The organism is Sphingobium sp. TomTYG74 (assembly GCF_055393875.1).
Genome location: NZ_AP027342.1, coordinates 746,497 through 770,620, shown reverse-complemented (window position 1 = coordinate 770,620; position 24,124 = coordinate 746,497). Strand labels below are relative to the sequence as shown.

Here is a 24,124-nt window from a genome sequence, read left to right as displayed (position 1 = left end):
AGCCGTAATGATGGCGGGTGGGCAGGAAAGCCTTGTCGGCCTCTCCACGTCACAGGCGCGCGAGCGGCTGGCGGAGGATGGCCCCAACGAATTGCCCCGGCCAAACCGACGGACGCCCCTGCGCATCGCGATGGAGGTGCTGCGGGAGCCGATGTTCGCCATGCTGCTCGCGGCGGGCACGGTCTATCTGCTGATCGGCGACCGTACCGAGGCGCTGGTCCTGCTCGGCTTTGCTGGCTTGTCGATCATCATCACGATCGTGCAGGAGGCGCGCACCGAACGCACGCTTGAGGCATTGCGAGACCTCTCGGCACCGCGCGCCCTGGTGGTACGTGACGGCGAAACCCTGCGCATCCCCGGTCGTGAAGTGGTGAACGGCGACATACTGGTGTTGGAAGCGGGGGACCGGATCGCAGCGGATGCGCTGGTGGTCGAGGCACGGGAGCTTGAAGCCGACGAATCGCTGCTGACCGGCGAGGCTGTGCCGGTTCGCAAACGGCCTGGGGTCGCCGGGGATGCTGAACGGGCGGAACCGGGGGGCGACGATACCCCTCATCTCTTTTCTGGCGCGATCGTGACGCACGGCGGGGGCATCGCACGGGTGACGGCTACCGGCACGCACAGCCGGATTGGCCAGATCGGACGGTTCCTCGAAACATTGGAGACAGAGGCTCCGCATCTTCACAAGGAAACCACCCGAATGGTCAGCCTGTGCGCGGTCGGCGGGGTCGCCGTCGCGCTGCTGGTGGTCCTGCTGTACGGATGGCTGAGGGGCGACTGGATGGCCGCGCTGCTGGCCGGGATCGCGACGGCAATGTCGTTGCTGCCTGAAGAGTTTCCGGTGGTCCTCACCATATTTCTCGCCATGGGCGCGTGGCGCATTGCACAGGTTGGCGTGCTTACCCGGCGCGCGTCCGCCATAGAAGCTCTGGGCGCAGCCACGGTCCTGTGTACAGACAAGACCGGGACTCTGACCCAGAACCGGATGACCGTCATGGAATTGTGGCTGCCGTCAGGTGAGGCGGCGGTCCTTGGCGAGGGATTACCGCAAGCGCCATTCCATGACCTGATCAGCGCGGCCGCGTTGGCGAGCGCTCCCGTGCCGGTCGATCCGATGGAGGTGGCATTCCACACCGCTGCTCGGGATGTGCGGGTTCCCGCCCGCGAAGACTGGCTTCTGGTCCACACCAATGGTCTTCAGCCGGACCTCCTGGCAATGTCCAATGTCTGGCGGCCCGCGAACGCCGGGGAACCATTGCTTGTTGCGGCGAAGGGCGCGCCGGAAGCAATCGCGCGCCTTTGTCGGCTGGATGAAGGGGCACGTTCGGCCCTTGAGCAGGCGGTTCAGGTCATGGCGGCTCGCGGGATGCGTGTTCTGGGCGTGGCTTCTGCCAATATAGCGGAGCCAAATGTCGGGATAGGGCATGAAGCGCACGAGTTCGGTCTTCTCGGGCTGATCGGCTTGTCCGACCCGCTGCGGGCGGGGGTTCCGGAAGCCGTCGCCCAATGCCACACGGCCGGGATCCGGGTGGTCATGATCACCGGCGACTATCCCGCCACCGCGCAGGCTATTGCGCTACAGGCGGGGATCGGCGCAGGCGCGCTCATGACCGGCGGCGACGTCGCGGCAATGTCCGACGCGGAGCTTTGCGCGGGGGTGAAGGACGTCGCTATTTTTGCGCGCACCATGCCGGAACAGAAGTTGCGAATTGTCTCGGCGCTCAAAGCGGCAGGGGAAGTGGTTGCCATGACCGGCGACGGTGTCAACGACGCACCGGCGCTAAAGGCCGCCCATATCGGCATCGCCATGGGCAAGCGCGGCACGGATGTAGCCCGGGAGGCTGCGGCCATCGTCCTGGTTGAGGATGATTTCGGTGCCATCGTCGTCGCCATTCGGCTTGGCCGCCGTATCTACGACAATATCCGCAAAGCCATCGGCTTCATCTTCGCCGTGCATGTGCCGATCGCAGGGCTTGCCGTTTCCCCACTTCTGCTGGACCTTCCGCTGGTGCTGGGGCCAATCCAGATAGCCCTTCTCGAAATGATAATCGATCCGGTGTGCGCGCTCGTCTTCGAAGCCGAACGGGAAGAAAACCGTATCATACGCAGGCCACCGCGCAATCCGGACGAACGCCTCTTTTCCGGGCGTCTCGTCCTGCCTAGCATCGCTTATGGCGGGATTGCCTTCGCGCTGCTCCTCGCTCTCCATGTCTGTGCAAGCCTATGGGGCTATGATCCCGGCCGCGTGCGAGCGCTCCTTTTCTTCGGGCTGGTGGCGTCCATCATGGCGTTGGTGCTGGTCAATCGGTCCTTCAGTACATCCCTGACGAGCGCCGTCTGGCGACACAATGTTTCGCTGCGCTATGTCGCGCTGCTCGTCCTTTTGGCTTGCGCACTGATATTCATGCTGGAACCTCTGCGCCAGGTTCTGGACTTTGCTCCGTTGAAGCTGACGGATTTGGCCCTCCTGATCCTGCTGCCAGCCTGCGTTCTCCTTCTATGCGAACTGCTCAAGGGCCGCATGGGATGGAACGCACGTCGCGCCGCGCGCGCGGATTGACCTGCCCCAGATCAATGCTTGCGCACAAACTCCGCCCGGAGAACCAAGCCTTTGATGCCCTCATAGCGGCAGTCGATTTCCTGTGGGTCGCCGGTCAGCCTGATCGACTTGATCACGGTGCCTTTGCGCAGCGTCTGCCCGGCGCCCTTCACCTTCAGATCCTTGATCGTGATGACGCTGTCGCCGTCCGCCAGAAGGTTACCGGCGGAATCATGCACTTCAACCCGGTCTGCGAGCTGGTCCTTGGCCGCAGCCTCCGCCGCGGAGATCCACTCGCCCGACGCTTCGTCATATACATACTCGTCGTTTGTATCGGTCATTTCAAATCCCTGTTTCTGTTGGTTAGTTGAGCCGCTGGGCCGCGGAAGTTGGTGCGAGAATGATCGCCCTTGCGAGGCGAAGGGCATCGGGAAAATCATCGCTGAAGATGACGCGCCGATCCGCCGGTCCCAGCGATACCCGCTTGAGCATCGCCATGGGTTGTGCCTGGACGCCTGAAACGATGATCTGCGTCCCGGCGGAGGCCGCTTGCCGGACGATTTCCTCGATCGCCGTCACGCCGCTTGCATCAAGCAGGGGCACCTGCCGCAGCCGAAGAATGATGACCTTCGGCGTGGGGCCGACCCGCCGCAGCGTATCGAGCAATTCATTCGCGACGCCAAAGAAGACCGGCCCATCGACACGGAACACCTCGACACCCGGCGGAAGCGCATCGCGCTGGTGGATGTCCTCCCTTTCTTCGGATGGCGGCGTTCCATTACCGCTGTCGTTCGCAATCTCCACCGTGCGGCTCATGCGCATCATGAAAAGCAGCGAAGCCAGCGTCACGCCTACGCCGATCGCCACGGTGAGATCGACCAGAACAGTGAGGCCGAAGGTCAGCAGCAACAGGCCCCGGTCGCCATTGGGCATCCGCAGCAACTGGATGAAGCGATGATGTTCGCTCATGCCCCAGGCGACCATGAACAGGATGGCGGCGAGTGCTGCCAGCGGCACGAACGCCATGAGATCTGAGGCGAACAGGATGAACAGCAACAGGAACAGCGCATGCATCATGCCCGCGATCGGCGTGATGGCGCCCGCCTTGATGTTGGTCGCTGTGCGGGCGATGGCGCCCGTCGCTGGCAGGCCACCGAACAATGCGGATGCGATGTTGGCGATGCCCTGGCCGACAAGCTCCTGATTGGATCGATGCCTTGATCCGATCATGCCATCGGCCACGACCGCGGACAGAAGCGCCTCGATTCCCGCCAGAAACGCGATCGTGAAGGCAGAGGGGACGACCGCCTGAAGCTTGGCAAGAGAGAAATCTGGCAATGCGGGGACAGGAATTCCGGTGGGCAGGTTGGGAAAGCGCGATCCGATCGTTTCCACCGGCAACTGGAGCAGCGCCGCCAACGCTGCCGCCAATATGACCGCGATCAGGAATCCCGGCGCCCGTGGCGCCCATTTGCGCAGGGCGATGATCAGCGCCAGCGACCCGGCGCCAATCGCCAAGCTCAGTATCTGGATGCTGCCCAGCGCAGAGAAATAGGCCTGCCATTTGGGGATGAAATCGGCAGGGACGCCGCCGTCTATCCGCAGGCCTAGAAAATCCTTCACCTGGCTCGACGCGATAATGACGGCGATGCCTGCGGTGAAGCCGATGACGACGGGTTGGGGTATGAAGCGGACGAGACTGCCCAGACCCGAATATCCCGCTATGACCAGCATCAGCCCAGCCATCAGCGTCGCCAGGAGCAGTCCGTCATAGCCATGTTGGGCGATGACCCCGAAAACGACGACGACAAAGGCGCCGGTCGGCCCACCGACCTGGACCCGTGAGCCGCCGAGCGCCGAAATCAGGAAACCGGCTATAACGGCTGTGATGAGCCCCTTGTCAGGAGACGCTCCACTCGCGATCGCCAGCGCCATGGCAAGGGGCAGGGCGACAATCGCGACAGTGAGTCCGGCAATGCAATCGCGCCGCAGGCGATCGGCCGAATAGCCCTCGCGCAGGACCGTGATCAGCTTGGGCGTGAAGGCGAGAAGTCGTGCGTTACGATCCATCGTCTTGGGCCGTCTGATCGAACAGCACGGAGGGCACGCGCCGGGGTTGCTGGCCGGACTCTGTTTCCCTCAGGCGGACACCGCGTCCCGCGCCACTACTCGGGGCATTCTCGCCGATAATCTCGATCCCTGCCGCTTCGAGCGCGCTGATCACCTTCACCAATGTATCAACGACGCTTCGCACCTGCCCATCGGAAGCTTCCATGCGCTGAATCGTCGGCAGCGACACGCTCGACAAAGCGGCGAGTTGGCGCTGATCGATTCCGAGCAATGCTCGCGCGGCCCGCATTTGCTGAGAAGTGATCATTGGTCCTCGAATGATGTATAAAACATCAAATTGCAATCTTTGAACATATATATGCAATGCAAGAGGCCAAATCCAGATTTCTTTTATCGGATTTGTCGGACTGGCGACAGCAGACCCACCGTCGCAATGAAGTCAAACTGAATAGTCCGGAGGACCGTCGTCCTCACGCACCATTTCGCCGCATCAGTTTCTCGCGCGGAAGGAAGAGCAACCCGAAGCCTCACCTCCAACGAAATGCTGGTTTAAGCGCCGCATCGGATCGGCGCGACACCCCTCTTTTACCTTGCGGCAAGCTGGGGTGGCGCTATGAAGAGCGCGCCGGGTCCCGCCATGGGGGGCTTGCACGGATAGATCCGGCGAGGCTGGGGGGATAGCCTTGGGCACTATAGGAAATTTTTGTCGGATCTTGGCCGGGCTGGGCGCTTTGGGCCTGTCATCCGCGCTGGCCGCGCAACCGGAGCTCGACCGGCCGCTGTTGCAGGACAGCTTTCGCATCGGCAGTGGCGGCGGAGCGCTTTGTCAGGCGCAGAGCGTCAACGGCGATCCGGCAAGCCGCACCATGTTCGATCGCGCCTGGGCCGTTGTATGTCGTGACGCCGCGCGTCCGGTAGGCCGCATCCATGCCTTCCGGCGGAGCGAGGCCGATAGCGAAGCGGCGCTGCTTGAAAGACTGTCGGCATCGCGGCGATCGTCCGTGAACTGCGGCGCGCCGGGCGGCATGACCTTGCCCGATATTGGTGCTGTAACAGTCCGCAATTGTTCCAGCGACGCGGGCGCTTACCGCATCCTGTCCGCCGAACGGGGTAAGACGCTTTATGTGACGCAGGGCTTCGCGCCCTATGACACGGTCCTGGACCTTGGCCTGCGCACCGTCGCCTTGGGCCGCACCGTGCCGGGCAAGATCGACATCGTCACGACGGGCGGCAGCAACGCAGCGGCTTTCGCCCGGATGCAGGCTGCGACCCTCGATCCGCAGACTGTGTTGGCGGAGGGCTATCGCCGTAACGCGTCGGGCAATTATGCCGAGGCTGCGGAATTTTTCGACAGCCTGACCGATCGCCTCGCCCGTGATCCCGATACGAAAGCCCTAAGCCCCGCCGAACGGGCGAACCGACAACACGAATATCTCGTGAACCACGGTTTGCAATTGTCCAACCTTGGCCTGTTCGATCAGGCCGATGCCGCCTTTGCCCAGGCTCGCGCCGTGCCGACGGCAGATGCTGTCCAGCTCCGCCTGCGCCGTAATTTCCAAGCGGTGCATCACCTCAATCAGCAGGACCTTCAGGGCGCGCTCGCCGTGCTCGACCAGTCGCTGGAAGGCGGGACGGCGCTTGTCGCTGGCACTGATGGCGCAGTGACCTTGCCGGGCGACGTGGCCGCGGAATTGAGCAGCGGCTCGCCTGAAACGCGGGCACTGGGCGTACGGCAGGATACAGCACTTACGCCGCGTGAGCGGGCGGCCATACTCGATGCGCAAGCACAGCAATTGCGCGGCACCATCTTGCGCCTGTCGGGTAAGCCGCAGGAGGCGCGCACAGTGCTCGTCCAGGCGCTTAACGACGTGCAGCAGGTGCGCGATGGCCGCGTGACATCGATCACCCGGCTGCGCGCGCAACTGCTGGGCGAGATCGCGCTGACGCACGAAGCGGAACAGGATTATGGCGGTGCCGAGGCGCGGCTCAATCAGGCCGTCAGCCTGATCGCCGCGCAATATCCCGAAACGATGGCCCTCAACGGCGCGCGTGCCCGGCTGGGCGCCTTCCTCGTGCGGCGCGGGCGGACGGATGAGGCGCTGAAGACCTATCGCGCGATCATGACGTCCACCGTGGCCAATCGTGGCACGCTGACGGCGATGGCGAACCAGTTGCAGCCCTATTTCACGCTGCTCACAGCCGAAATGCCCCGACGTCCGGAACTTGCAACGGACCTGTTCGAAGCGTCGCAATTGCTGGTGCGACCCGGTGCGGCCGAGACGCTGGAATTGCTGAGCCGCGAATTGTCGGCGGGCGACGGAGAGGCCTCGCGCCTGTTCCGCCAGTCGACATCTCTCTCGCGCGATATAGAGCGCGGCCGCATCGCCCTCGCCCAATTGCGTGAAGCGGGCAAGGGCGACAGCGCGACCCAGGATGAGATCGCGCGGCGACAGGCAGAGATCGACGCCCTGGCGACCGATCAGGCCGCGACGCTGACGGCACTGGCCGCCTATCCCCAATATCGCGCCGTCAGCCCGCAGGCACTGACCCTTGGCGAAATGCGCGGAACGTTGAAAGCGGGGGAGGGCTATTACAAGCTCGCGCAGCTTGGCGATGCCCTTTATGCCCTGTGGATAGACGGGCAGGGCGCGACCGGCTTCCGCTTGCCTGTCAGCGCTGGCGAGGTGGCACGCAAGGTCGCGGCGTTGCGCGACACGATCTCGACCGACGTCGCGGGTGTGCAATCCACCTATGCGCTCGACCTGCCGGTGGCGCGCAGCCTCTATCTCGACCTGTTCGGCCCGATCGATGAGCGGCTGAAGGCCGCGCGCCATCTGATCTTTGAGCCGGACGGCGCGATGCTGCAACTGCCGGTTAACCTGCTGGTCGCCAGTCAGCCGGGCGTCGATGCCTATGCTGCGCGGCTGGAGAAGGGCGGCGACGAGTTCGACTTTCGTGGCGTCGACTGGCTCGGCCGCGATCATGCGGTCAGCACCGCCTTGTCGGCCCGCGCTTTCCGCGACGCCCGGCTGACCCCGCCATCGGGCGCACCGCAAAGCTATATCGGCTTTGGCGACAATGCGCCGATTGCCGGACCAAGGCTTGCCGCCCTGACGCGTGGCGCGTTGCCCGGTCAGGCTGACGATTGTAGCTGGTCGCCTGCCCAATGGAATCACCCGATACCAGCGGACGAATTGCGTCAGGCGGCGCAGGCGGTTGGAACATCGGGCAGCGAACTCGTCACCGGGGCGGCTTTCACAGATGAAGTGGTCAAGGCGCGCAATGACCTCAACCACTTCCGTATCCTGCATTTTGCGACCCACGGCCTTGTCACGCCGCCGCGCGCGGGATGCCCGGCCCGTCCTGCCTTGCTGACCAGTTTTGCGCCCAAAGCCGGGTCGGACGGCCTGCTGCAATTTGGCGAAATCTTCGACCTGCGGCTGGATGCGGACCTTGTCATATTGTCGGCCTGCGACACGGCCGGGGCGGCGGGGGCCGAAACGACCCGCGCGGCCGGGCTTTCCGGCAGCGGCGGAGCGCTCGACGGATTGGTGCGCGCATTCATCGGCGCGGGTGGCCGTTCCATCATCGCGAGCCACTGGCCTGCTCCGGAAGAATATCGCGCGACCGAAAGGCTGATGGCCGGGCTGTTCGCGGCGGCTCCCGACCAACCAGTGGCTGAGGCGCTGCGTTCGGCCCAGATTCAGCTGATGGATGACGCGGACACTTCGCATCCCTTCTACTGGTCCGGCTTTGCCGTCATAGGCGATGGCGCCCGTCCGTTGATCGCCCGACGCTGATCCCGATGGCGGCGCAGGGCCTGTTGCGTCGGGGTGCGCGCGTCATGCAGGACGCGGGGCGATGGCGGCTTGCCGGGACGGCGCTGTTATTGCTGCTGGCGCTGTTCGTTGCGGGGTGGAACTGGACCAAGCCATTGGGCGGCGCCGGTTCAGAGCGGGAGATGCCGACCGCCGACGCAGAACGCGGCCTGTATGATTGGCGCGCGGCCACTTTCGCGCCCCGTGTCGAGCAGGACAAGCGCATCCTGATGGTCGTCTATGATGACCAGACATTGATCGCCACGCGCAAACGCTCACCACTGGATCGCGGTCTTTTGGCGCGGGCGCTGCGCAATCTCGATGCGATGGGCGCAACCTCCATCGGCATCGATATATTGTTCGATCAGCCGCAGGATGAAGACGCGCAGCTGTTGTCGGCGTTGCATGCAATGCGCACGCCGGTCTGGCTCGGCTACGCCAATTTCGGCGACAACCGCGAACAGATCATCTTCGAACAGCAGCAATATCTGGACCGGTTCATCGCTGAGGCGCGGACCTCACGGGTGCGGCCTGCGAGCATCCGCCTGGAAACGGATTCCGACAATGTCGCGCGCAGTTGGCCAAAACCGGTGCCGGGCCAGCCACCGCTGTTGTCGCTGGCAATGCACCCGTCGGCGCCCTTTGCGCATTATGGCGGCGCCATCCGTTTCCGCATGCCACGGCCCCAAGCGGACGGATCGGAAGAACCGGTGATCCCGAGCCTTCAGATCGATCTGCTCGCCGACCCCTCCATGGCCGCTGCTCTGGCGCCGATGGTGCGGGGCCGACATGTGCTGATCGGCGGCGACATCGTCGATATCGATCAGTTCGAAACACCGCTGTCCGGACGGCAGGCGAAATCGACGATGATCGGGCTGGAAGTGCATGCGACCATGCTCGCGCAACTGCTCGATCGCGCTGCGCTGCCTGCGGTCCCCGGCTGGGCATTGTGGATCGCGGCGGCGCTCATCGTGTTGGCCGCAGCGCTGACCAGCCTCGCGGATTTGCGTTGGTTCTGGCTGGTGCCCGCGCTTGGACTTCAGGCCGTGGCCATAGCGGGCTTGCCGCTCTGGTTGCAGGCGAGCGGCTGGGATACCAAGGGGCTGCCTGCCGCCGGGTGGGCGCTGGGCTGGGTCGTCACCTTTGCGGCAGTCAGCGCCGCAGCGCGGGCGGTCAATTCGCAACAGCGCCGCTTCGCGCAGGCGGCGCTGGGCAAATATCTGCCCCGCGACATCGCCGCGCAGATTCTGGCGGAACCCGAGAAGCTGGCGCTGCATGGCGAAAAGCGGCCTATCTTCACCCTCTTCACCGATCTGGAGGGCTTCACGAAGCTCAGTCACGCGATCGCGCCGGAAATGGTGGCGCAGTTGCTGAACCGCTATCTCGACATGTTGAGCGACGTCGTCCTCGCCCATGGCGGGACCATCGACAAATTCGTCGGCGATGCGGTCGTCGCATTCTGGGGCGCGCCGATCGCGCGAGAGGATGACGGGCGCAATGCCGCACTTGCCGCCTATGCCATGCGGCAGGCGGGCGAGGCGTTCCGGCAAGACCTTCCGCCCGGCGTCCCGCCGATCGGTCGAACGCGGGTGGGCCTGCACCATGGTGATGCGATCGTCGGGAATTTCGGCGGCGAAGGGCGCATTCAATATACGGCTCTGGGCGACAGCATGAACACGGCCGCGCGGCTGGAAGCGGCGAACAAGGCGCTGGAAACGTCAGTCCTGGTTTCGCGAGAAGCAATGGAGAGGTCGGGCCTCGACTGGTGGCGACCGATGGGCCGGGTCCGCCTTCGCGGGCGGTCGACGCCGGTCGACCTGTTTGAACCAGCGCCGAATTTCGCGACCGCCGATCGCGCTCGGCTGAGCGCCGCGCTTGCCGCCTTCGACACCGAAGATGCGGAGACGCGGGCGACGGGGCTGGCCGAGTTCAAAGCAGTGGCGCAGGAGCATCCGGATGATGCGGCTCTCGCCAATCTGGTGTATCGCTATGAATATATTGGAGACGGAGGAACTTATGGTCTGGGCTAAGGGGGCGGTGGCGCTCGGGATGGCGGTGGCCGTGGGCGCGGGGACGCCTGCATGGGCCGACAGCCTGGTGGTGCGGTCTTCGGGACCCTCGGCGGGCAGCTATACGCCGGGCAAGAAGCTCGCGGATGGCGGGGCGCTGCTGCTCAAGGCGGGGGACGTTGTGACGTTGCTCGATGCGAAGGGCACGCGAACGCTGCGTGGACCGGGCCGTTTCAACGTGACGGCGGCGGCGACAGTGCCTGCTTCCAATGTGACCATGGCCGCGCTGCTTGATACGAAAAGGGTTCGCCGGGCGCGCACCGGGGCCGTGCGCGGTGCCTTGGGGGACGCGTCAGCGGTGGCGAAGCGGCCCAATCTGTGGTTGGTCGATGTTGCGCAGCCGGGGCCGCTATGCGTGTCCGATCCCGCCGCCGTGCGCCTGTGGCGTGCCGATGCCAAAAAGTCGGCAACCGTCCGCATCAGCGGCGGTGGCGCGCAGGGTACGGCCAGCTTCGCCGCTGGGGAGGCGATGGCGGCATGGCCCGCAGCGCTCCCCGTCAAGGATGGCGCAATCTATCGGGTGGATGCCGATGGGCGTACCACCGACATTCGCTTTGCGCTGCTGGGAGCGCCCGCTGGGGGAATGGACAACACGGCATCCGCGCTGATCGCGAATGGATGCCAGGCGCAGCTTGATCTGCTGATCGATACGGCGGCACGCTAGGGACTTGATAAGCCGACGGGCGGCGGGCAGAGCGCCTTCACCCGGACGGTCGCAGCGACAGGGACGACAGGCCATATGGCCGCTCCCGTCGCACTTTGGGGGAATGAGACGGCTATGGGGTTTCAGGGGGCAGCAACATCCCGCATGACGGGGCGTGCGCAATGGCGGATGGCGTTGGCATTGACTGCCTTGGCGCCAATGCCCGCCATGGCGCAGGTCGCGCCGCGCGCACCGACGCGGGAGGAACTGTCCCCGGGGCAGCAGGCCGCCGACGTCGCAGGCGAAGGAAGCCGTCTGACCGTCGAGGGCGGCGTCGAGCGGGCGCCTTGCCCGCTGGCCGATCCGCGCTTTGCCAATGTCACTGTGAACTTTGCCGATGTGCAGTTTGACGGCCTTCGCGGCGTTGACGCAGCCATACTGAAGGACAGCTGGGGCGATCTGGCAGGGCGCGACGTGCCGATCGCCAGCCTGTGCGAAGTCCGTGATCGGGCCGCGACGGCGCTGCGGCAGCTCGGCTATCTGGCGGCGGTGCAGGTCCCGCCGCAACGGATCGAGAAAGGCGGCATCGTCCATTTCGACATATTGATGGCGCGGCTGGTCGCTATCGAGGTGCGGGGCGACGCGGGCCGGAGCGAACGGTTGATTGCCGCGCATATGGAAGCGCTCAAGGGGCAACCGCTGTTTAACGTGCATGAGGCGGAACGCCACCTGCTGCTGGCGCGCGACCTGCCGGGCTATGACGTGCGGCTGGCGCTGCGGCCCGCCGGGACGGCGCCGGGTGAGGTCATCGGCGAAGTGCAGGTGGTTCGTCGCCGGGTGGAAATGGACGTCAATGTCCAAAACCTTGGCAGCAACGCGGTGGGGCGCTTTGCCGGCCTCGCGCGGGTGCGCTTCAACGACCTGACCGGGATGGGGGACAGCACGGTCCTCAGCATCTTCAACACCGTGCAACCGAGCGAGCAGACGGTGCTGCAGGTCGGGCACAGCATCGCGTTGGGGAGCGACGGGCTGCGGCTGTCGGGCGACTTCACCTATGCCTGGAGCAAGCCTGATATCGACGGGCTGGACCTCTCGTCCAAAACGATGATCGCTTCGGCCGCGCTGTCCTATCCCTTGGTGCGGCGGCAGGTGCACACGTTGTTGGCAAGCGGCGGACTGGATGTGGTCGATCAGGACCTTCGCATCGGCTCTCTGCTCTTGTCCCGCGACCGGCTGCGGGTGCTGTTTCTTCGGCTGGAGGGAGAGGCGATTGATGCCGACAGCCTGGGGAGCACGACCGGCTATTCCGCGATCGAACCCAAATGGCGGATCGGCGGTAATCTGGAGCTGCGCCACGGGCTTGCTGGGCTGGGGGCGAGCGAGCCTTGCGGCAATCAGGCCGCCTGCATTCCGACAGGACAGTTGGACGGAGACGCCTCTGCTTTTCTGGTGAGGGCGGGGGTGCAGGCGGAATATCGCCCCACCCCGAAGCTGACCTTCGCGCTGTCGCCGCGCGCGCAATATAGCCCCGACCCGCTGCTATCTTATGAACAGATGAGCGCGGGCAATTATACAGTCGGGCGCGGCTATGATCCGGGCACGTTGACGGGTGACAGTGGCGTCGGGTTCGGTGCGGAGGTTCGCTATGGGCGGATCACGCCGAAGGGACCGGGCGCGATCGCGGTGCAGCCTTTCCTTTTCTTCGACGCGGCGTGGATGTGGCACCAGAGCAGCGTCTTTGCCGGGCTTGATCCGCAAAAGCTCTATTCGGCCGGTGGCGGGGTGCGGGCGACCTGGTCCAATCATGCGCGGATCGACGTGACGTTGGCAACGCCGCTGCGGCGCGCGGGGTTGCAGACGGAGCGGGGCGACACGCGGTTGCTGTTGTCGGTCAGCACTCGAATTCTGCCGTGGAGGCGTTGATGTCGAAAAAGCGTAGCAAATCCTGGCTTCTGACCCTGTTGGGCCGCTCCAGCGCGGTTGCGCTCGCGGTGGGCTGCGTGGGCGGGGCGAAGGCGCAGACGGCGTTTCAGGGCGGGTTCATTTCCAGCACCGGGGCGCCCTCGATCACGCAGGGGACGTTAGGCGGGACGACGGATGTCATCACGGTAAGCAGCCCGGAAACGATCATCAATTGGCAGCCCACGGACACATCGGCCCCGGCGGAGATTGATTTCCTGCCGACCGGCAAGACGGCATCGTTCGTCAACGGCATGTCGGGCGGCGGCGATTATACGGTGCTGAACCGCATTCTGCCGGTTGATGGCAGCGGGCAAACCGTGTCCAGCATCATTGCGCTGAACGGCACGGTGCAGAGCGGCGCCGACGGCAAGATATGGTTCTACGCGCCGGGCGGGATCGTGGCTGGTCCTAACGCCTTGTTCAATGTCGGGTCGCTGGTGCTGACCAGCAATGACATCGACACGACCGGCGGGCTTTATGGGAGTGGGGGCGAGATCCGTTTTCGCGGTCCCAGCAACGTCCTGACATCGGTCGAACTGAAACCGGGCGCGCAGATCAATGCGCTGTCGAGCGGCAGCTACGTCGCGCTCGTGGCGCCGCGCGTGGTGCAGGGCGGGACGGTGGCGGTCAATGGCGCGGCTGCCTATGTCGGCGCGGAGGCTGCGGACATCAGGATCAACGGCGGCCTGTTCGACATCAGCATCAGCGCGGGCACGACCGATGCCAATGGCGTGGTGCATACGGGCAGCACGGAACGGCCGGGCGCGACGGTTACCGATGCGCAGCATGTCTTCATGGTCGCGATGCCAAAGAATCAGGCGCTGACCATGCTGCTGTCGGGCAATGTCGGCTATGACGCAGCGGCGAGCGCGGTGCAGTCGGGCAGCGCGGTGGTGCTGTCGGCTGGCTATGACGTAGCGGGCGGCGTCATCGGTCCGCGCAATATGACGGGCGCGGGCGAGGCGAGCATCAGCATCGGCGGCGGGATCTGGCAGCCGGATGTGACCGGGCAGGCGACCGGCAATATTGGCGTTCAGCCAAGCGCTGCCGCGAACTTCGCGAACCTCAACCTGACGGCGGAGCGGGCGATTACGCTGCAATCCGGTGCCGCGGGAGCCATAGCGGCAACCGGCACCATGGACCTGAAAGCGGGTGAGGCGATCACCGTGCGCGCCGATCAGGGCGGCAGCATCAGCGTGGGCGGTGACATGAACCTGACCGCCGGGATTGGCGGCACGGGCGGGACCATCGACGTCCTGACCTTTGGCGGCAGCGGCTTGCCATCGGGCAACGGGCAGATCGACGTCACCGGGGCGCTGCGGCTGGATGCCAACGCCTATGGCTTGGGAGGCATTAATTTCCCGGTGCTGGCCGGAGGGGATGCGACGGGTGGTGCGATCAACGTCATCGCGGCAGGCGGTTCGATCAGCGCGTCTAGCCTGCTCGCCCATGCCGATGCGACCGCCGGGGTTGGCAGCGACAGCGCGGGCAATGCGACGGGCGGAGCCATCACCATATCGGCACGGACCGCGGCAGGACCGAGCGGGCCGCTGGCGGGGGGGATCGATTTTGGCACCATGACGTTGAGTGCGTCCGCCGGGGTCGAATACAGCTTTCCCGTCCCCGCCGTCACAGGCGGCAACGCGACCGGCGGAACGATAAACGTTTCGGCGGCGGGCGGCAGCATCACGACCGGCTATTTTGACATATATGCCAATGCGACAGGTGGCGACTCCATCGCGGTGGCGGGCACCGGGACGGGGGGTGGCATCACCTTGTCGGCCAGTGCGGAGAGCGGCTTGCGCGGCAGTTTCGCGGCCGATTGCACCTCTTATTGCAACATCACCGCCGATGGCCGGGGCGGCTATGGCGCGAACGGAGCGAATGGCACTGGCGGGTCGATCCTGATCCATGCGACCGACGCGAGCTTTGTGGCGGATGGCAGTCTGTATCTGCACGCGAAAGGCGTTGGCGGGGAAACGGCGTCTTTTGACGGCGTTGCGGGCCGAGGCGGCGACGGGCTGGGCGGCAGCATATCGGTGGAGAGCAGGGCCGGTGCGGCGGGAAGCGCGGTGATGCGCTTTGGCGCCTTGTCGGCCTATGCTGACGGCGTTTCTACTTACAATGTCGAAGGGACGACCTACAACGAAGGCGATGGCGGGAATGGCACCGGCGGCACGGTGAACCTGCTGGTCGCCGGAGGCAGTTTCGATGCCGCGATGCTGTCGGCGGGCGCTTATGGTCGAGGCGGAGCGTCCTCTGTGAATTGCCCGTCATGCGGTGACGGCGTCACGCCGTTTCAGGCTGGCAGCGGGCAGGGCGGATCGATCCAGTTCCTGATGACCGGCGGCACCGCCAACATCGCCAATCTGGAACTTGGAGCAGGCGGCATCGGCGGCGAAGCGGTCGCGGCGAATGCCAGCGATGAAGTGACCAGCCTGGCCGGGTCGGGCACTGGAGGCACGGCGATATTGGAGTCGCGCGGTGGCGTGCTGAACGCGGATAGCCTTTCGATCGAGGCCAATGGCGCGGGCGGCGGCCCCGACCCCTATTATTCCTTCTACTCCTATAACGGTCCCAATGGCGCGGACGGAGGCGCGGGCATTGGCGGCACGGCCCGGTTGCTGATGGGCGCGGGCGGCACCGGCCAGATCGTCGTGACCACAGAACTGGCCATCCGGGCGCTGGGCCATGGCGGTGCCGGTGGTCAAGCAGGATTGGGCTCACCCGGCGGCCTGTATACGGCAGGCGCTGGCGGCAATGGCACGGGTGGCACGGCGGAACTGACGCTGGCAAGCGGAGCGCTGACCGCGCCGTCGCTGCTGGTATCGGCAGAGGGTATCGGCGGCGCAGGGGGCGACAACAGCAGCGACCTTGCAGGAGGCGCGGCAGGCAATGGCACGGGCGGCAGGGCGCGCGTCGCCTATCTGAGCGAAGGCCATACGATCGGCGCGTTGACCGTGTCGGCGGAAGGCAAGGGCGGCCTGGCGGGGATCAACCGCTACATCAGCGGCTTTGATCAGGTCACAGGCGATCCGATCTATGCCTTTGGACCCGGTCAGGGCGGCGCGGGCGCCGCCGGGACGGGCGGCACGGCGGACATGCTGATCGATGTCGATCCCAGCTTTGTCAGTCTGATCGTCAGCGCCGACGGCTTTGGCAGCGCGGGCGCGGATAGCGCCAGCAGTGGCGCGGGCGGCACGGGTACTGGCGGTATCGCGGCACTCAACATCGGTTTTGGCGCGACCAGCGTCAGCGGCGAGTTGCGCGTGTCGGCTTCCGGCTTTGGCGGTGCTGGCGGAACGGCGTTCAGCGGAGCGGCGGGCCGGGGTGGCGACGCATTTGGCGGCACTGCGACGCTGGGGCTGACCGGGGCATCGACCTCTCTCGACGCGGGGGACATCGGCGTTCTGGCCGAAGCACTGGGCGGCGCGGGCGGCACTGGCGCATTCCAGAGCGGGCTGGGCCTCGCGGGTGCGGATGGCGGTGACGCGCAGGGCGGGACGGCGCTGTTCGCGGTGAATGCCGGGGCGAGCGCGGTGACTGGCGCGGAACTGGTGCTGAGCGGCAACGCGACCGGCGGTGCCGGTTCGGCCGGGATCGACGGACTTGCCGGTGGCGCAGGCGGTTCGGGCGGCAATGCGGCGGGCGGGTCGGCGACATTGCGGATCGACGGCGGGAAATTGCGTGTCAGCAACAGCTTTTCGACGCTGCCCGCCTATAGCATCACGGCGGTTGGTCAGGGCGGCGCGGGCGCCGATGGCGGCGTTGCGAATGGCGCAGGCGGCAATGGTGGAACGGGCGCGGGCGGCGTGGCCTCCTTCGCAGCGAGCGATGGCGATTTCCTGCTGGGGCCGCTTTTCATCGTTACTGACGGCGCGGCGGGACTGGCTGGCGTCGGCGGGATCGACGGCCTGACGAGCGGGGGAACGGCGTCCCTCGCCAACGGCGGCAGCGTCGCGCTGGGCGCGGGTGTGCAGCGGCAGCTGGCTTCACTGGCGATGACCGCCAATGGCGATGCGGGCGGCCGGATCAGCTTTGCCGACAGCAGCAGCGCAGCGGGCGGCGGCCTGCGCGTGGCCGGGCCGATGACCTTGCATGCGACGGGCACGGTGGTGCCGGGCTTCACCGGCATCAGCTTTGCCGCGTCTGGCAATGGGGTGCAGGTCGATGGGGCGGCCGATTTCCTGACGGAAGGGCCGCTGTCCTTTGCTTTCAACGGCGGCGGCGCGCTGGCGGTGACGGGCGCGCTGACCGGCTATTCGGGGACGAGCATCGCGTTCAGCCATGCCGGACGGGCGGCAGGCACGGACAGCCTGTCGGCGGCCAGCATTGCCCTCGATACGCCGGGCAGCATCAGCGCGGCGGGCGCATCGCTGCGTTCGGCGGGATTGCTGACGATGACCGGCGCCGGGATCAGCGCGCAGGCTCTGGCTTCGGGTGGCGCTGCGACTCTGGATGCGGGCGCGGGTGATCTGGTGGTGAACGACCTGCTGGCGCAGGGTGCGATCACGGCCTTGGGGCGGAACATCAGCCTGGGGTCGAGCGGCGGGATGGCGATCGCCAATGCCGTGGCGAGTGGCGACGTGTTGTTGAACGCCGCCGGACTGGTGGCGGTGAATGGCCAGGTCAGCGGGCAGGCGGTGACGATCGGTTCTGGCGACATCGCGATTTCCGCGAATGGGCAAGTGAGCGCGGCGGGGCTGTTGCGCTTCGATGCCTCAGGTGCGCAGGCGTTCATCGGCGGTGGCGATGCGACGGCGGGTTACAGCCTGTCGGCGGCGGAGCTGGGCCGTGTATCGGCTGGCCGCATTGCGATCGCGGGCGCGGGGGATGTGGCTGTGCGCGACCTGACGATCGGGACCAATGTGCTTCCGGGCGACGGCGTGATGAGCATCGGCGCGGCCGGGCTGTTGCGTGTGCAGGGCGCGGTGGCGATGACCGGACGAACGGGCGACGGCGGGCTGACGCTGACGGCCGGAGACGCGCTGGAGGTGATTGCGGGGCTTGGGTCCATCTCGGTCAGTGATGGCAATGGCGGGCTGGGCGGCGTGCTGACGCTTGACGCGCCGTCCATCTATGTCGCGACGGCGGAGGCGATCGCCGATGTGCGGGCGGCGGACTCGCTGACGGCGCGGGATTTGCGGCTGGCGCGGAATGACGGGCTGGCGCTGGACGTGGGGATGTTGCAGGCGGGGACGATCCGTTTGGCCGCGACCGACGGCATCTTCATCCAGAATAGCGGGCTGTCGACCAACTTTGCCGACCGGCGCGGCTTTACCGCCAACAGCCTGATCATCAGCAGCGGGAGTGGGCGGCCGCAAATTGCGATCAACGGGCGACTGGCGACTGCTGGCGGGGGCTTTGCGACCGGGCTGGACACGATCCCGCTGGTGGCGATTGATGGGGAATATGCCGCGGGATCGAAGATCAACGGCTGCTTCATCTTTGGCTCGTGCACGACATTGAGCGTGGATAATCGGGATACGATCGACGGGTTGCTCGATCCGTCGGCGGCGGTGTCGCGCACCTTCCCGGCGGCGCTGATCGAGTTGCGCGATGTCGTGACGGAGGGCTTTCCTCCGCTGATCGACGAGCCGGTGACGGGCGCGGGCAACGAGGATCTGTGGGATCGCCCATGCGGCGGGCCGGGCGAGCAGGCCTGCGATGCGCAATAAGCGGAAAGACCAAGAGAAACGGGATTGAAAGGGTGGCGCGGACGCGGCTAGAGCGGTCGCGCGCAAGGGGGCGTGTGAATGGGGGGCTTCAGAAGCTACGGCGTGAGCAGGCGGGCGGCTGGCATGGTGCTGGGCGCGGCGATGCTGCTCGTGCTGCTGCTGTGCGCCTTGCCGGGGGGTGGCCGGGGGGCGGCTGACGCTGCTCCGGTGACGCGCGGCTTTACCGGCGTTGCCTCCTGCGCGGGATCGACCTGCCACGGGCGGATGGAAGGCGACGGCAAGGTCGTGCGTCAGGATGAGCTGATGCGCTGGCAGGAGCCTTCGACGCCCGGTGGCGCGCATAGCCGGGCTTTTGCGGTGCTGAGCGGCACGCGCGGGCGGCAGATCGCGGCGACACTGGGGCTGGGCGATGCGACGGCGGCGCCTGCTTGCCTGGGGTGCCATTCGACTCCGGCGGCGGCAACCGGCGCGCGGGTCCTCGCGAGCGATGGCGTCGGGTGCGAAGCGTGCCACGGCGCGGCGGGCGGATGGATTGCGAGCCATTATGCGGTGGGCGCGACCCATGCGTCCAACGTTGCGGCTGGGATGATGCCGCTCGACCGGCCGCAGGCGCGGGCTGCTGTCTGCCTCGATTGCCATTTCGGGAGCGACCGGCCGGGGCAGTTCGTCGATCACCGCATGATGGCGGCTGGCCATCCGCGTGTCTCGTTTGAACTCGACCTTTTCTCTTCCATGCAGGCGCATCATGATGAGGATGCCGACTATGCGCGGCGCAAGGGGCGGACGGACAGCCTGAAGCTGTGGGCCGTGGGGCAGGCGATGGCGGTGGAGCGGGCGTTGACGCTCTATGCCAGCGCGAAGGGGGCGGAAGGGGCTTTCCCGGAATTCTATTTCTTCGACTGCCAGAGCTGCCATCGGCGCATCTATGATCAGGCGGAGCGCAGCAAGACGTGGGAGGCGAACCCCGGACGGCCGATCCCGGCGGGCATGCCGCCTTTCAACGACGAGAATATGATTCTGCTGTCGGCTGCGGCGCGGGTGGCTGCACCGGGGCTGGCGGGCCGGTTCGATGCCGACAGCCGAGCCTTCCACGCGGCGATCGCGACCGACCGGCGGGCGGCGGTTGCAGCGGCGGGCAAGCTGGCGGCGAGCGCGCGGGCGCTGGGCGATGCCTTTGCGAGTGGCGGTTTGAAGGGCGACATGGCCTTCGCCATCGTGCGCGAGATCGCGGGCGGCGCGATCAGCCCGCGCTTCACCGATTATGAAGGGTCGGTGCAGGCGGTGATGGCGATCGACACCTTGCTCAACGGCATGGTGAAGTCGGGCCGCGTGACCATGGGCGCGGCGGCGGGTATCCGGGCGGACGTCAACCGCGCCTATGCGGCGGTGAAGGAGCCGAATGGCTATCAGCCTGCCGCGTTCAGGGCGGCGCTGGGCAATGCGGCGCGCAGCATTGGGGCTTTGCGGTGAGGGCGTTGCGGCACAAATTTGGCGCGCTGGTTGCGCTGTCGGCGTTGATGCTGGCGTCCTGCGGCGGTGGCGGCGGGAGTAGCGGCGGCGGGGGATCGCCCACGCCTACTCCTACGCCCACGCCGACGCGGCTCTATGCCGATCCGGCGCAGGAGGCGCTGACGGTTGCCGATGTCGAGACGGTGGTTGCCCATGCGGCGGCGGAGGCGCAGGCGAGGAGCCTGCCTGCGGTGATTGCTGTTACGGATCGCGTGGGCAATGTGCTGGCGGTGTTTCGGATGAATGGGGCGCGGGCGACGGCTACGACCAGCGCGGCGCCTAACGGGCAGAATATCGATGCGCAGAATCTGACGGTTCCGGCGGAGGCTGGGGCTATCAGCAAGGCGATTACCGGCGCCTATCTGTCGAGTGGGGGCAATGCCTTTTCGACACGCACGGCGAGCATGATCGTGCAGGAACATTTCCCGCCCGCGCCGGGGACGGTGGGGCTGGAGAGCGGGCCGCTGTTCGGCGTGCAGTTCAGCCAGTTGCCCTGTTCGGACCTGTCGGCGCGCTATGTGTCTTCGGGTTCACAAGCGATGATCGGGCCGAAGCGGTCGCCGTTGGGGCTGGCGGCTGATCCGGGGGGCTTTCCGCTTTACAAGAATGGCGTCGTGGTGGGCGGCGTCGGGGTGATGGCGGACGGGGTCTATGGGTCCGATGCCGATGTGACCGACACGGACAATGATCCGGAAGAATATATTGCGCTGGCGGGGACGCTGGGGTTCGAGGCGCCGGAGAGCATCCGCGCTAACCGCATCTTCGTGGACGGGACTTCGCTGCGCTATTCGGATGCGGCTTATTCGGGGTTGATGGCGAGCGGCTCGGCGAGCTTTGCCGCGATCAACGGCAGCGCGGGATCGCTGGTGGCGGTGCGCGGCTATTATGGCGATCCTGCGCCGATGGTGCTGGCGGGTGTCGCTTATGGCAGCGAGCTTTCGGGCGTGCGCGCTTCGCGAGTGGCGGAATTTTCCAATCGGGACGCTTTCGTGCTGACCGATGGGTCGGGGAATAACCGTTTTCCGATCCGGGCGGCGACCGATGTCGGGGATGTCGCTCAGCCGCTGACCGCCGCAGAGGTGACGGCGGTGCTGGAGGAAGCCTTCACCATCATGAGCCGGGCGCGGGCGCAGATCAGGCAGCCGCTCGACAGCCGGGCGCAGGTGACAATCAGCGTGGTGGATACGCGCGGCGCGGCGCTGGGGATCGTGCGGTCGCCCGATGCGCCGATCTTTGGCACCGATGTCAGCTTGCAGAAGGCACGGACGGCGGCTTTCTTCTCGGGTGCTCATGCTGCGCCGGATTTGCTGGCGAGCAGCAGTGCGGATGTGGCGGCTTTTGTGGGGAAAGCGCGGACTTTCCTGAATGATCCGGCGGCGCTGACGGGGACGCATGCGTTCACGGATCGGGCGAACGGCAATCTGTCGCGGCCTTATTTTCCCGATGGTGAGGTGGGGCGGCCTAATGGGCCTTTCTCGCGCCCGATCGCGCAGTTCAATCCTTTTTCGACCGGGTTGCAATCGGCTTTGGTCGTGGGTGATCTGGCCGCGCATTTGGCTTTCGTGACGGGCGCAAGTGCGACCGACACGCCGCAGCGTTGTTCGGCGGTGACGGGTGTGGGTGCGGGCAATCGGGTGCAGAACGGCATCCAGATTTTCCCCGGCTCCGTGCCTATCTATCGCGGTGGCGTGCTGGTGGGTGCGATCGGCGTGTCGGGTGACGGCATCGATCAGGATGATATGATCAGTTTCCTGGGCGCGCATAATGGCGGGCAGCGGGGCGGCGGCATCGGCAATGCGCCCGCCGCGATCCGGGCGGATCAGATCGTCGTGGACCTTGGCAATGCGTCGGTGCGGCTGCGTTATGTGAGCTGCCCCTTTGCGCCGTTCCTCGACAGTTCGTCGCAAAATGTGTGTCAGGGGCTGTAGGTGGGACTTGCCGCTTTCCTGCCGCTGTTGGCGCTGGCGCAGCCGGGCGAGCCTGTGCCGCCTCCTCCTCCCGATAATTGGGAGGAGATATTGAATGCGCCCGAGGTGGGGGCGGACGACCAATCAATCGATGGGCGGCGGCGGCCGGGCTATGAAGCGCCGCTGCCCGAGGCGGTGACGCAGAATAATGAGGGGGCGGTGCGGGCACCTCCGCCCGAGGCTTTTCCGGTGGATCAGGTGCCGATCCCGGATCGCTGGCGGTTGATTGAATCGCTGGGCGTGGTCAAGGAACGCTGGTTCGATCCCTATGGGCAGAACACGCTGAAGGGTGACCGGCCGATTGACCGCGAGAAGGTGAAGTGGTTGCCGATCAAGGGCGAGGATTGGTTCTTCGTCGCCAATGCGGTGAGCGACACGGTGATCGAGCCGCGCACTTTTCCCATTCCGGTGGGCGTGCAGACGACCGAGCGGCCGGGCAGCATCGATGTGTTCGGCAAGGATGCGAGCTATGTGCTGAGCCAGACCTTCATCGGCGGCGTGGCGCTGATCAAGGGATCGACTGCGTTCAAGCCGCCGGAGATCGAGTATCGGCTGACGCTGGCCTATAATATCAACCATGTGAATGTGCCCGAACGGCGGGTGCTGTTTGTCGAGCCATCGAAGCCTTCGCACCGCACCGACCATTTTCTGGGCGTGCAGGAGCTGTTCGTCGATTATCATCTGGCGAATACGTCTGATCGCTATGACTTTCGGTCGATCCGTGTGGGCATTCAGCCTTTTCAGTCGGATTTTCGTGGCTTTCTGTTCAATGATCAGCAGCTGGGCATCCGGTTGTTCGGTAATCGGGACAATAATCGGTTCCAGTTCAATCTCGCGGCCTTCTGGCGGTTGGAGAAGGACACCAATTCGGGCCTGAATTCGGTGGTGCAGTCGCCTCGGCGGGACTGGGTTTTTCTGGCGAACCTGTATCGGCAGGATTTCCTGATACCGGGGCTCACCAGCCAGATCACCGCCGTCTATAATATGAACCGCGAGGCCGGGCGGATCGAGGTTGATGATAATGGCTTTCCGGTGCGGCCTGCCTTGCTGGGCGACCTGCGCGGGCGGGATTATGATGTCGTGTATCTGGGCTATAATGCCGATGGGCGGATTGGACGGATCAACCTGACGGCGTCGGTTTACGGGGCGTTGGGGGAGGATCGGAACAGCTTCTTTACGTCGGAGCCTGCGCAGATCAGGGCGTTTTTTGCCGCTGCTGAGGCGAGTATCGACAAGGACTGGATGCGGTTCCGGCTGTCGGGGCTGTATGCGAGCGGGGATGGCGATCCTTACGACAATCGCGAGAACGGGTTTGATGCGATTTTCGAGAATCCGGTCTTTGCGGGGGCGGATACGAGTTATTGGATCAGGCAGACCATTCCCTTTGCGGGCGGTGGGCGTGTCATTGGGATCAATGGGCGTAACGGCATCTTGAACTCGCTGCGGTCGTCGAAGGAGCAAGGGCAGTCGAACTTCAACAATCCGGGTACGATGCTGCTGGGGGCAGGGGCGGATTTCGATGTGCTGCCGGAGCTGCGGGTTTCGGCCAATGCCAATCATCTGTGGTTTCAGAATACGGCAACTTTGCAGGCGCTGCGCAACGAGGGGAGCATTCCCAAGTCGATCGGCTGGGACCTGTCCACCGCCGCGATCTGGCGGCCGAAGGCGACGCAGAATATTGTGTTTCGGTTGTCGGGGGCGACTTTGCTGCCGGGGGCGGGGTTTCGTGATCTTTTCACCAATAGCGAGCGGAACCGGAATTATTATTCGGTGCTCGGCAATTTGATTTTGAGTTATTGATGCGTTTCGTTCGCCTCCTCCCTTCGTCATTCCCGCGTAGGCGGGAATCTATCTCCCGGCGTTTCGGCT

General features: G+C 65.6%; 12 protein-coding genes. 9 read left to right on the top strand and 3 right to left on the bottom strand.

The annotated features are described in order from the left end of the window. Positions 1–7 precede the first annotated feature (7 nt). The gene (locus ACZ5TB_RS16450; protein ID WP_464793272.1) at positions 8–2,560 is read left to right on the top strand and encodes a cation-translocating P-type ATPase; all 2,553 of its coding nucleotides are present in this window, start codon (positions 8–10) and stop codon (positions 2,558–2,560) included. An 11-nt stretch (positions 2,561–2,571) separates the two neighbouring features. Here the strand turns inward: ACZ5TB_RS16450 and ACZ5TB_RS16445 are convergent, their stop codons facing one another. The 3 genes from ACZ5TB_RS16445 to ACZ5TB_RS16435 are packed head-to-tail and all read right to left on the bottom strand — an operon-like array spanning position 2,572 to position 4,916. Beyond that, the gene (locus ACZ5TB_RS16445; protein ID WP_449469547.1) at positions 2,572–2,880 is read right to left on the bottom strand and encodes an alkylphosphonate utilization protein; all 309 of its coding nucleotides are present in this window, start codon (positions 2,878–2,880) and stop codon (positions 2,572–2,574) included. 22 nt (positions 2,881–2,902) lie between these two features. Next, a complete protein-coding gene (locus ACZ5TB_RS16440) occupies positions 2,903–4,609 on the bottom strand; it encodes a SulP family inorganic anion transporter (RefSeq protein ID WP_464792752.1) in 1,707 nt (568 codons plus the stop codon). Next, on the bottom strand, positions 4,599–4,916 hold the full coding sequence (locus ACZ5TB_RS16435) for a helix-turn-helix domain-containing protein (RefSeq protein WP_464792751.1): 318 nt from the start codon (positions 4,914–4,916) through the stop codon (positions 4,599–4,601). The genes ACZ5TB_RS16440 and ACZ5TB_RS16435 overlap by 11 nt, the downstream gene beginning before the upstream one ends. Positions 4,917–5,340: 424 nt before the next feature. Between ACZ5TB_RS16435 and ACZ5TB_RS16430 the strand changes: the two genes are divergently transcribed. The 8 genes from ACZ5TB_RS16430 (at position 5,341) to ACZ5TB_RS16395 (ending at position 24,055) form a co-directional block, all read left to right on the top strand. Beyond that, a complete protein-coding gene (locus tag ACZ5TB_RS16430) occupies positions 5,341–8,409 on the top strand; it encodes a CHAT domain-containing protein (RefSeq protein ID WP_464793271.1) in 3,069 nt (1,022 codons plus the stop codon). Positions 8,410–8,414: 5 nt separating this feature from the next. Further along, positions 8,415–10,457 (top strand): CHASE2 domain-containing protein, encoded by a 2,043-nt coding sequence (locus tag ACZ5TB_RS16425; RefSeq protein WP_464792750.1) that lies wholly within the window; start codon positions 8,415–8,417, stop codon positions 10,455–10,457. Further along, positions 10,444–11,160, top strand: coding sequence for a hypothetical protein (locus ACZ5TB_RS16420; RefSeq protein ID WP_464792749.1), 717 nt, complete (start codon positions 10,444–10,446; stop codon positions 11,158–11,160). The genes ACZ5TB_RS16425 and ACZ5TB_RS16420 overlap by 14 nt, the downstream gene beginning before the upstream one ends. Positions 11,161–11,304: 144 nt before the next feature. After that, positions 11,305–13,062, top strand: coding sequence for a ShlB/FhaC/HecB family hemolysin secretion/activation protein (locus tag ACZ5TB_RS16415; RefSeq protein WP_464792748.1), 1,758 nt, complete (start codon positions 11,305–11,307; stop codon positions 13,060–13,062). Then, entirely contained in the window at positions 13,062–18,779 is a 5,718-nt protein-coding gene (locus tag ACZ5TB_RS16410; protein WP_464792747.1) for a beta strand repeat-containing protein, read from the top strand. Before ACZ5TB_RS16415 ends, ACZ5TB_RS16410 begins: the two co-directional genes overlap by 1 nt. 78 nt (positions 18,780–18,857) lie before the next feature. Beyond that, positions 18,858–20,249, top strand: coding sequence for a multiheme c-type cytochrome (locus ACZ5TB_RS16405; RefSeq protein ID WP_464792746.1), 1,392 nt, complete (start codon positions 18,858–18,860; stop codon positions 20,247–20,249). Between the two features lie 47 nt (positions 20,250–20,296). After that, the gene (locus ACZ5TB_RS16400; protein WP_464793270.1) at positions 20,297–22,216 is read left to right on the top strand and encodes a heme-binding protein; all 1,920 of its coding nucleotides are present in this window, start codon (positions 20,297–20,299) and stop codon (positions 22,214–22,216) included. Then, complete coding sequence (locus ACZ5TB_RS16395) at positions 22,217–24,055, top strand: hypothetical protein (protein ID WP_464792745.1); 1,839 nt, start codon at positions 22,217–22,219, stop codon at positions 24,053–24,055. Positions 24,056–24,124 lie beyond the last annotated feature (69 nt).

What these genes read in the sequence shown, in the direction of transcription:
- ACZ5TB_RS16450 (WP_464793272.1), top strand. Translation starts at nt 8, where the DNA reads ATGATGGCGGGTGGGCAGGAAAGCCTTGTCGGCCTCTCCACGTCACAG.
- ACZ5TB_RS16405 (WP_464792746.1), top strand. Translation starts at nt 18,858, where the DNA reads ATGGGGGGCTTCAGAAGCTACGGCGTGAGCAGGCGGGCGGCTGGCATG.
- ACZ5TB_RS16410 (WP_464792747.1), top strand. Translation starts at nt 13,062, where the DNA reads ATGTCGAAAAAGCGTAGCAAATCCTGGCTTCTGACCCTGTTGGGCCGC.
- ACZ5TB_RS16435 (WP_464792751.1), bottom strand. Translation starts at nt 4,916, where the DNA reads ATGATCACTTCTCAGCAAATGCGGGCCGCGCGAGCATTGCTCGGAATC.
- ACZ5TB_RS16425 (WP_464792750.1), top strand. Translation starts at nt 8,415, where the DNA reads ATGGCGGCGCAGGGCCTGTTGCGTCGGGGTGCGCGCGTCATGCAGGAC.
- ACZ5TB_RS16445 (WP_449469547.1), bottom strand. Translation starts at nt 2,880, where the DNA reads ATGACCGATACAAACGACGAGTATGTATATGACGAAGCGTCGGGCGAG.
- ACZ5TB_RS16440 (WP_464792752.1), bottom strand. Translation starts at nt 4,609, where the DNA reads ATGGATCGTAACGCACGACTTCTCGCCTTCACGCCCAAGCTGATCACG.
- ACZ5TB_RS16420 (WP_464792749.1), top strand. Translation starts at nt 10,444, where the DNA reads ATGGTCTGGGCTAAGGGGGCGGTGGCGCTCGGGATGGCGGTGGCCGTG.
- ACZ5TB_RS16415 (WP_464792748.1), top strand. Translation starts at nt 11,305, where the DNA reads ATGACGGGGCGTGCGCAATGGCGGATGGCGTTGGCATTGACTGCCTTG.
- ACZ5TB_RS16400 (WP_464793270.1), top strand. Translation starts at nt 20,297, where the DNA reads ATGCTGGCGTCCTGCGGCGGTGGCGGCGGGAGTAGCGGCGGCGGGGGA.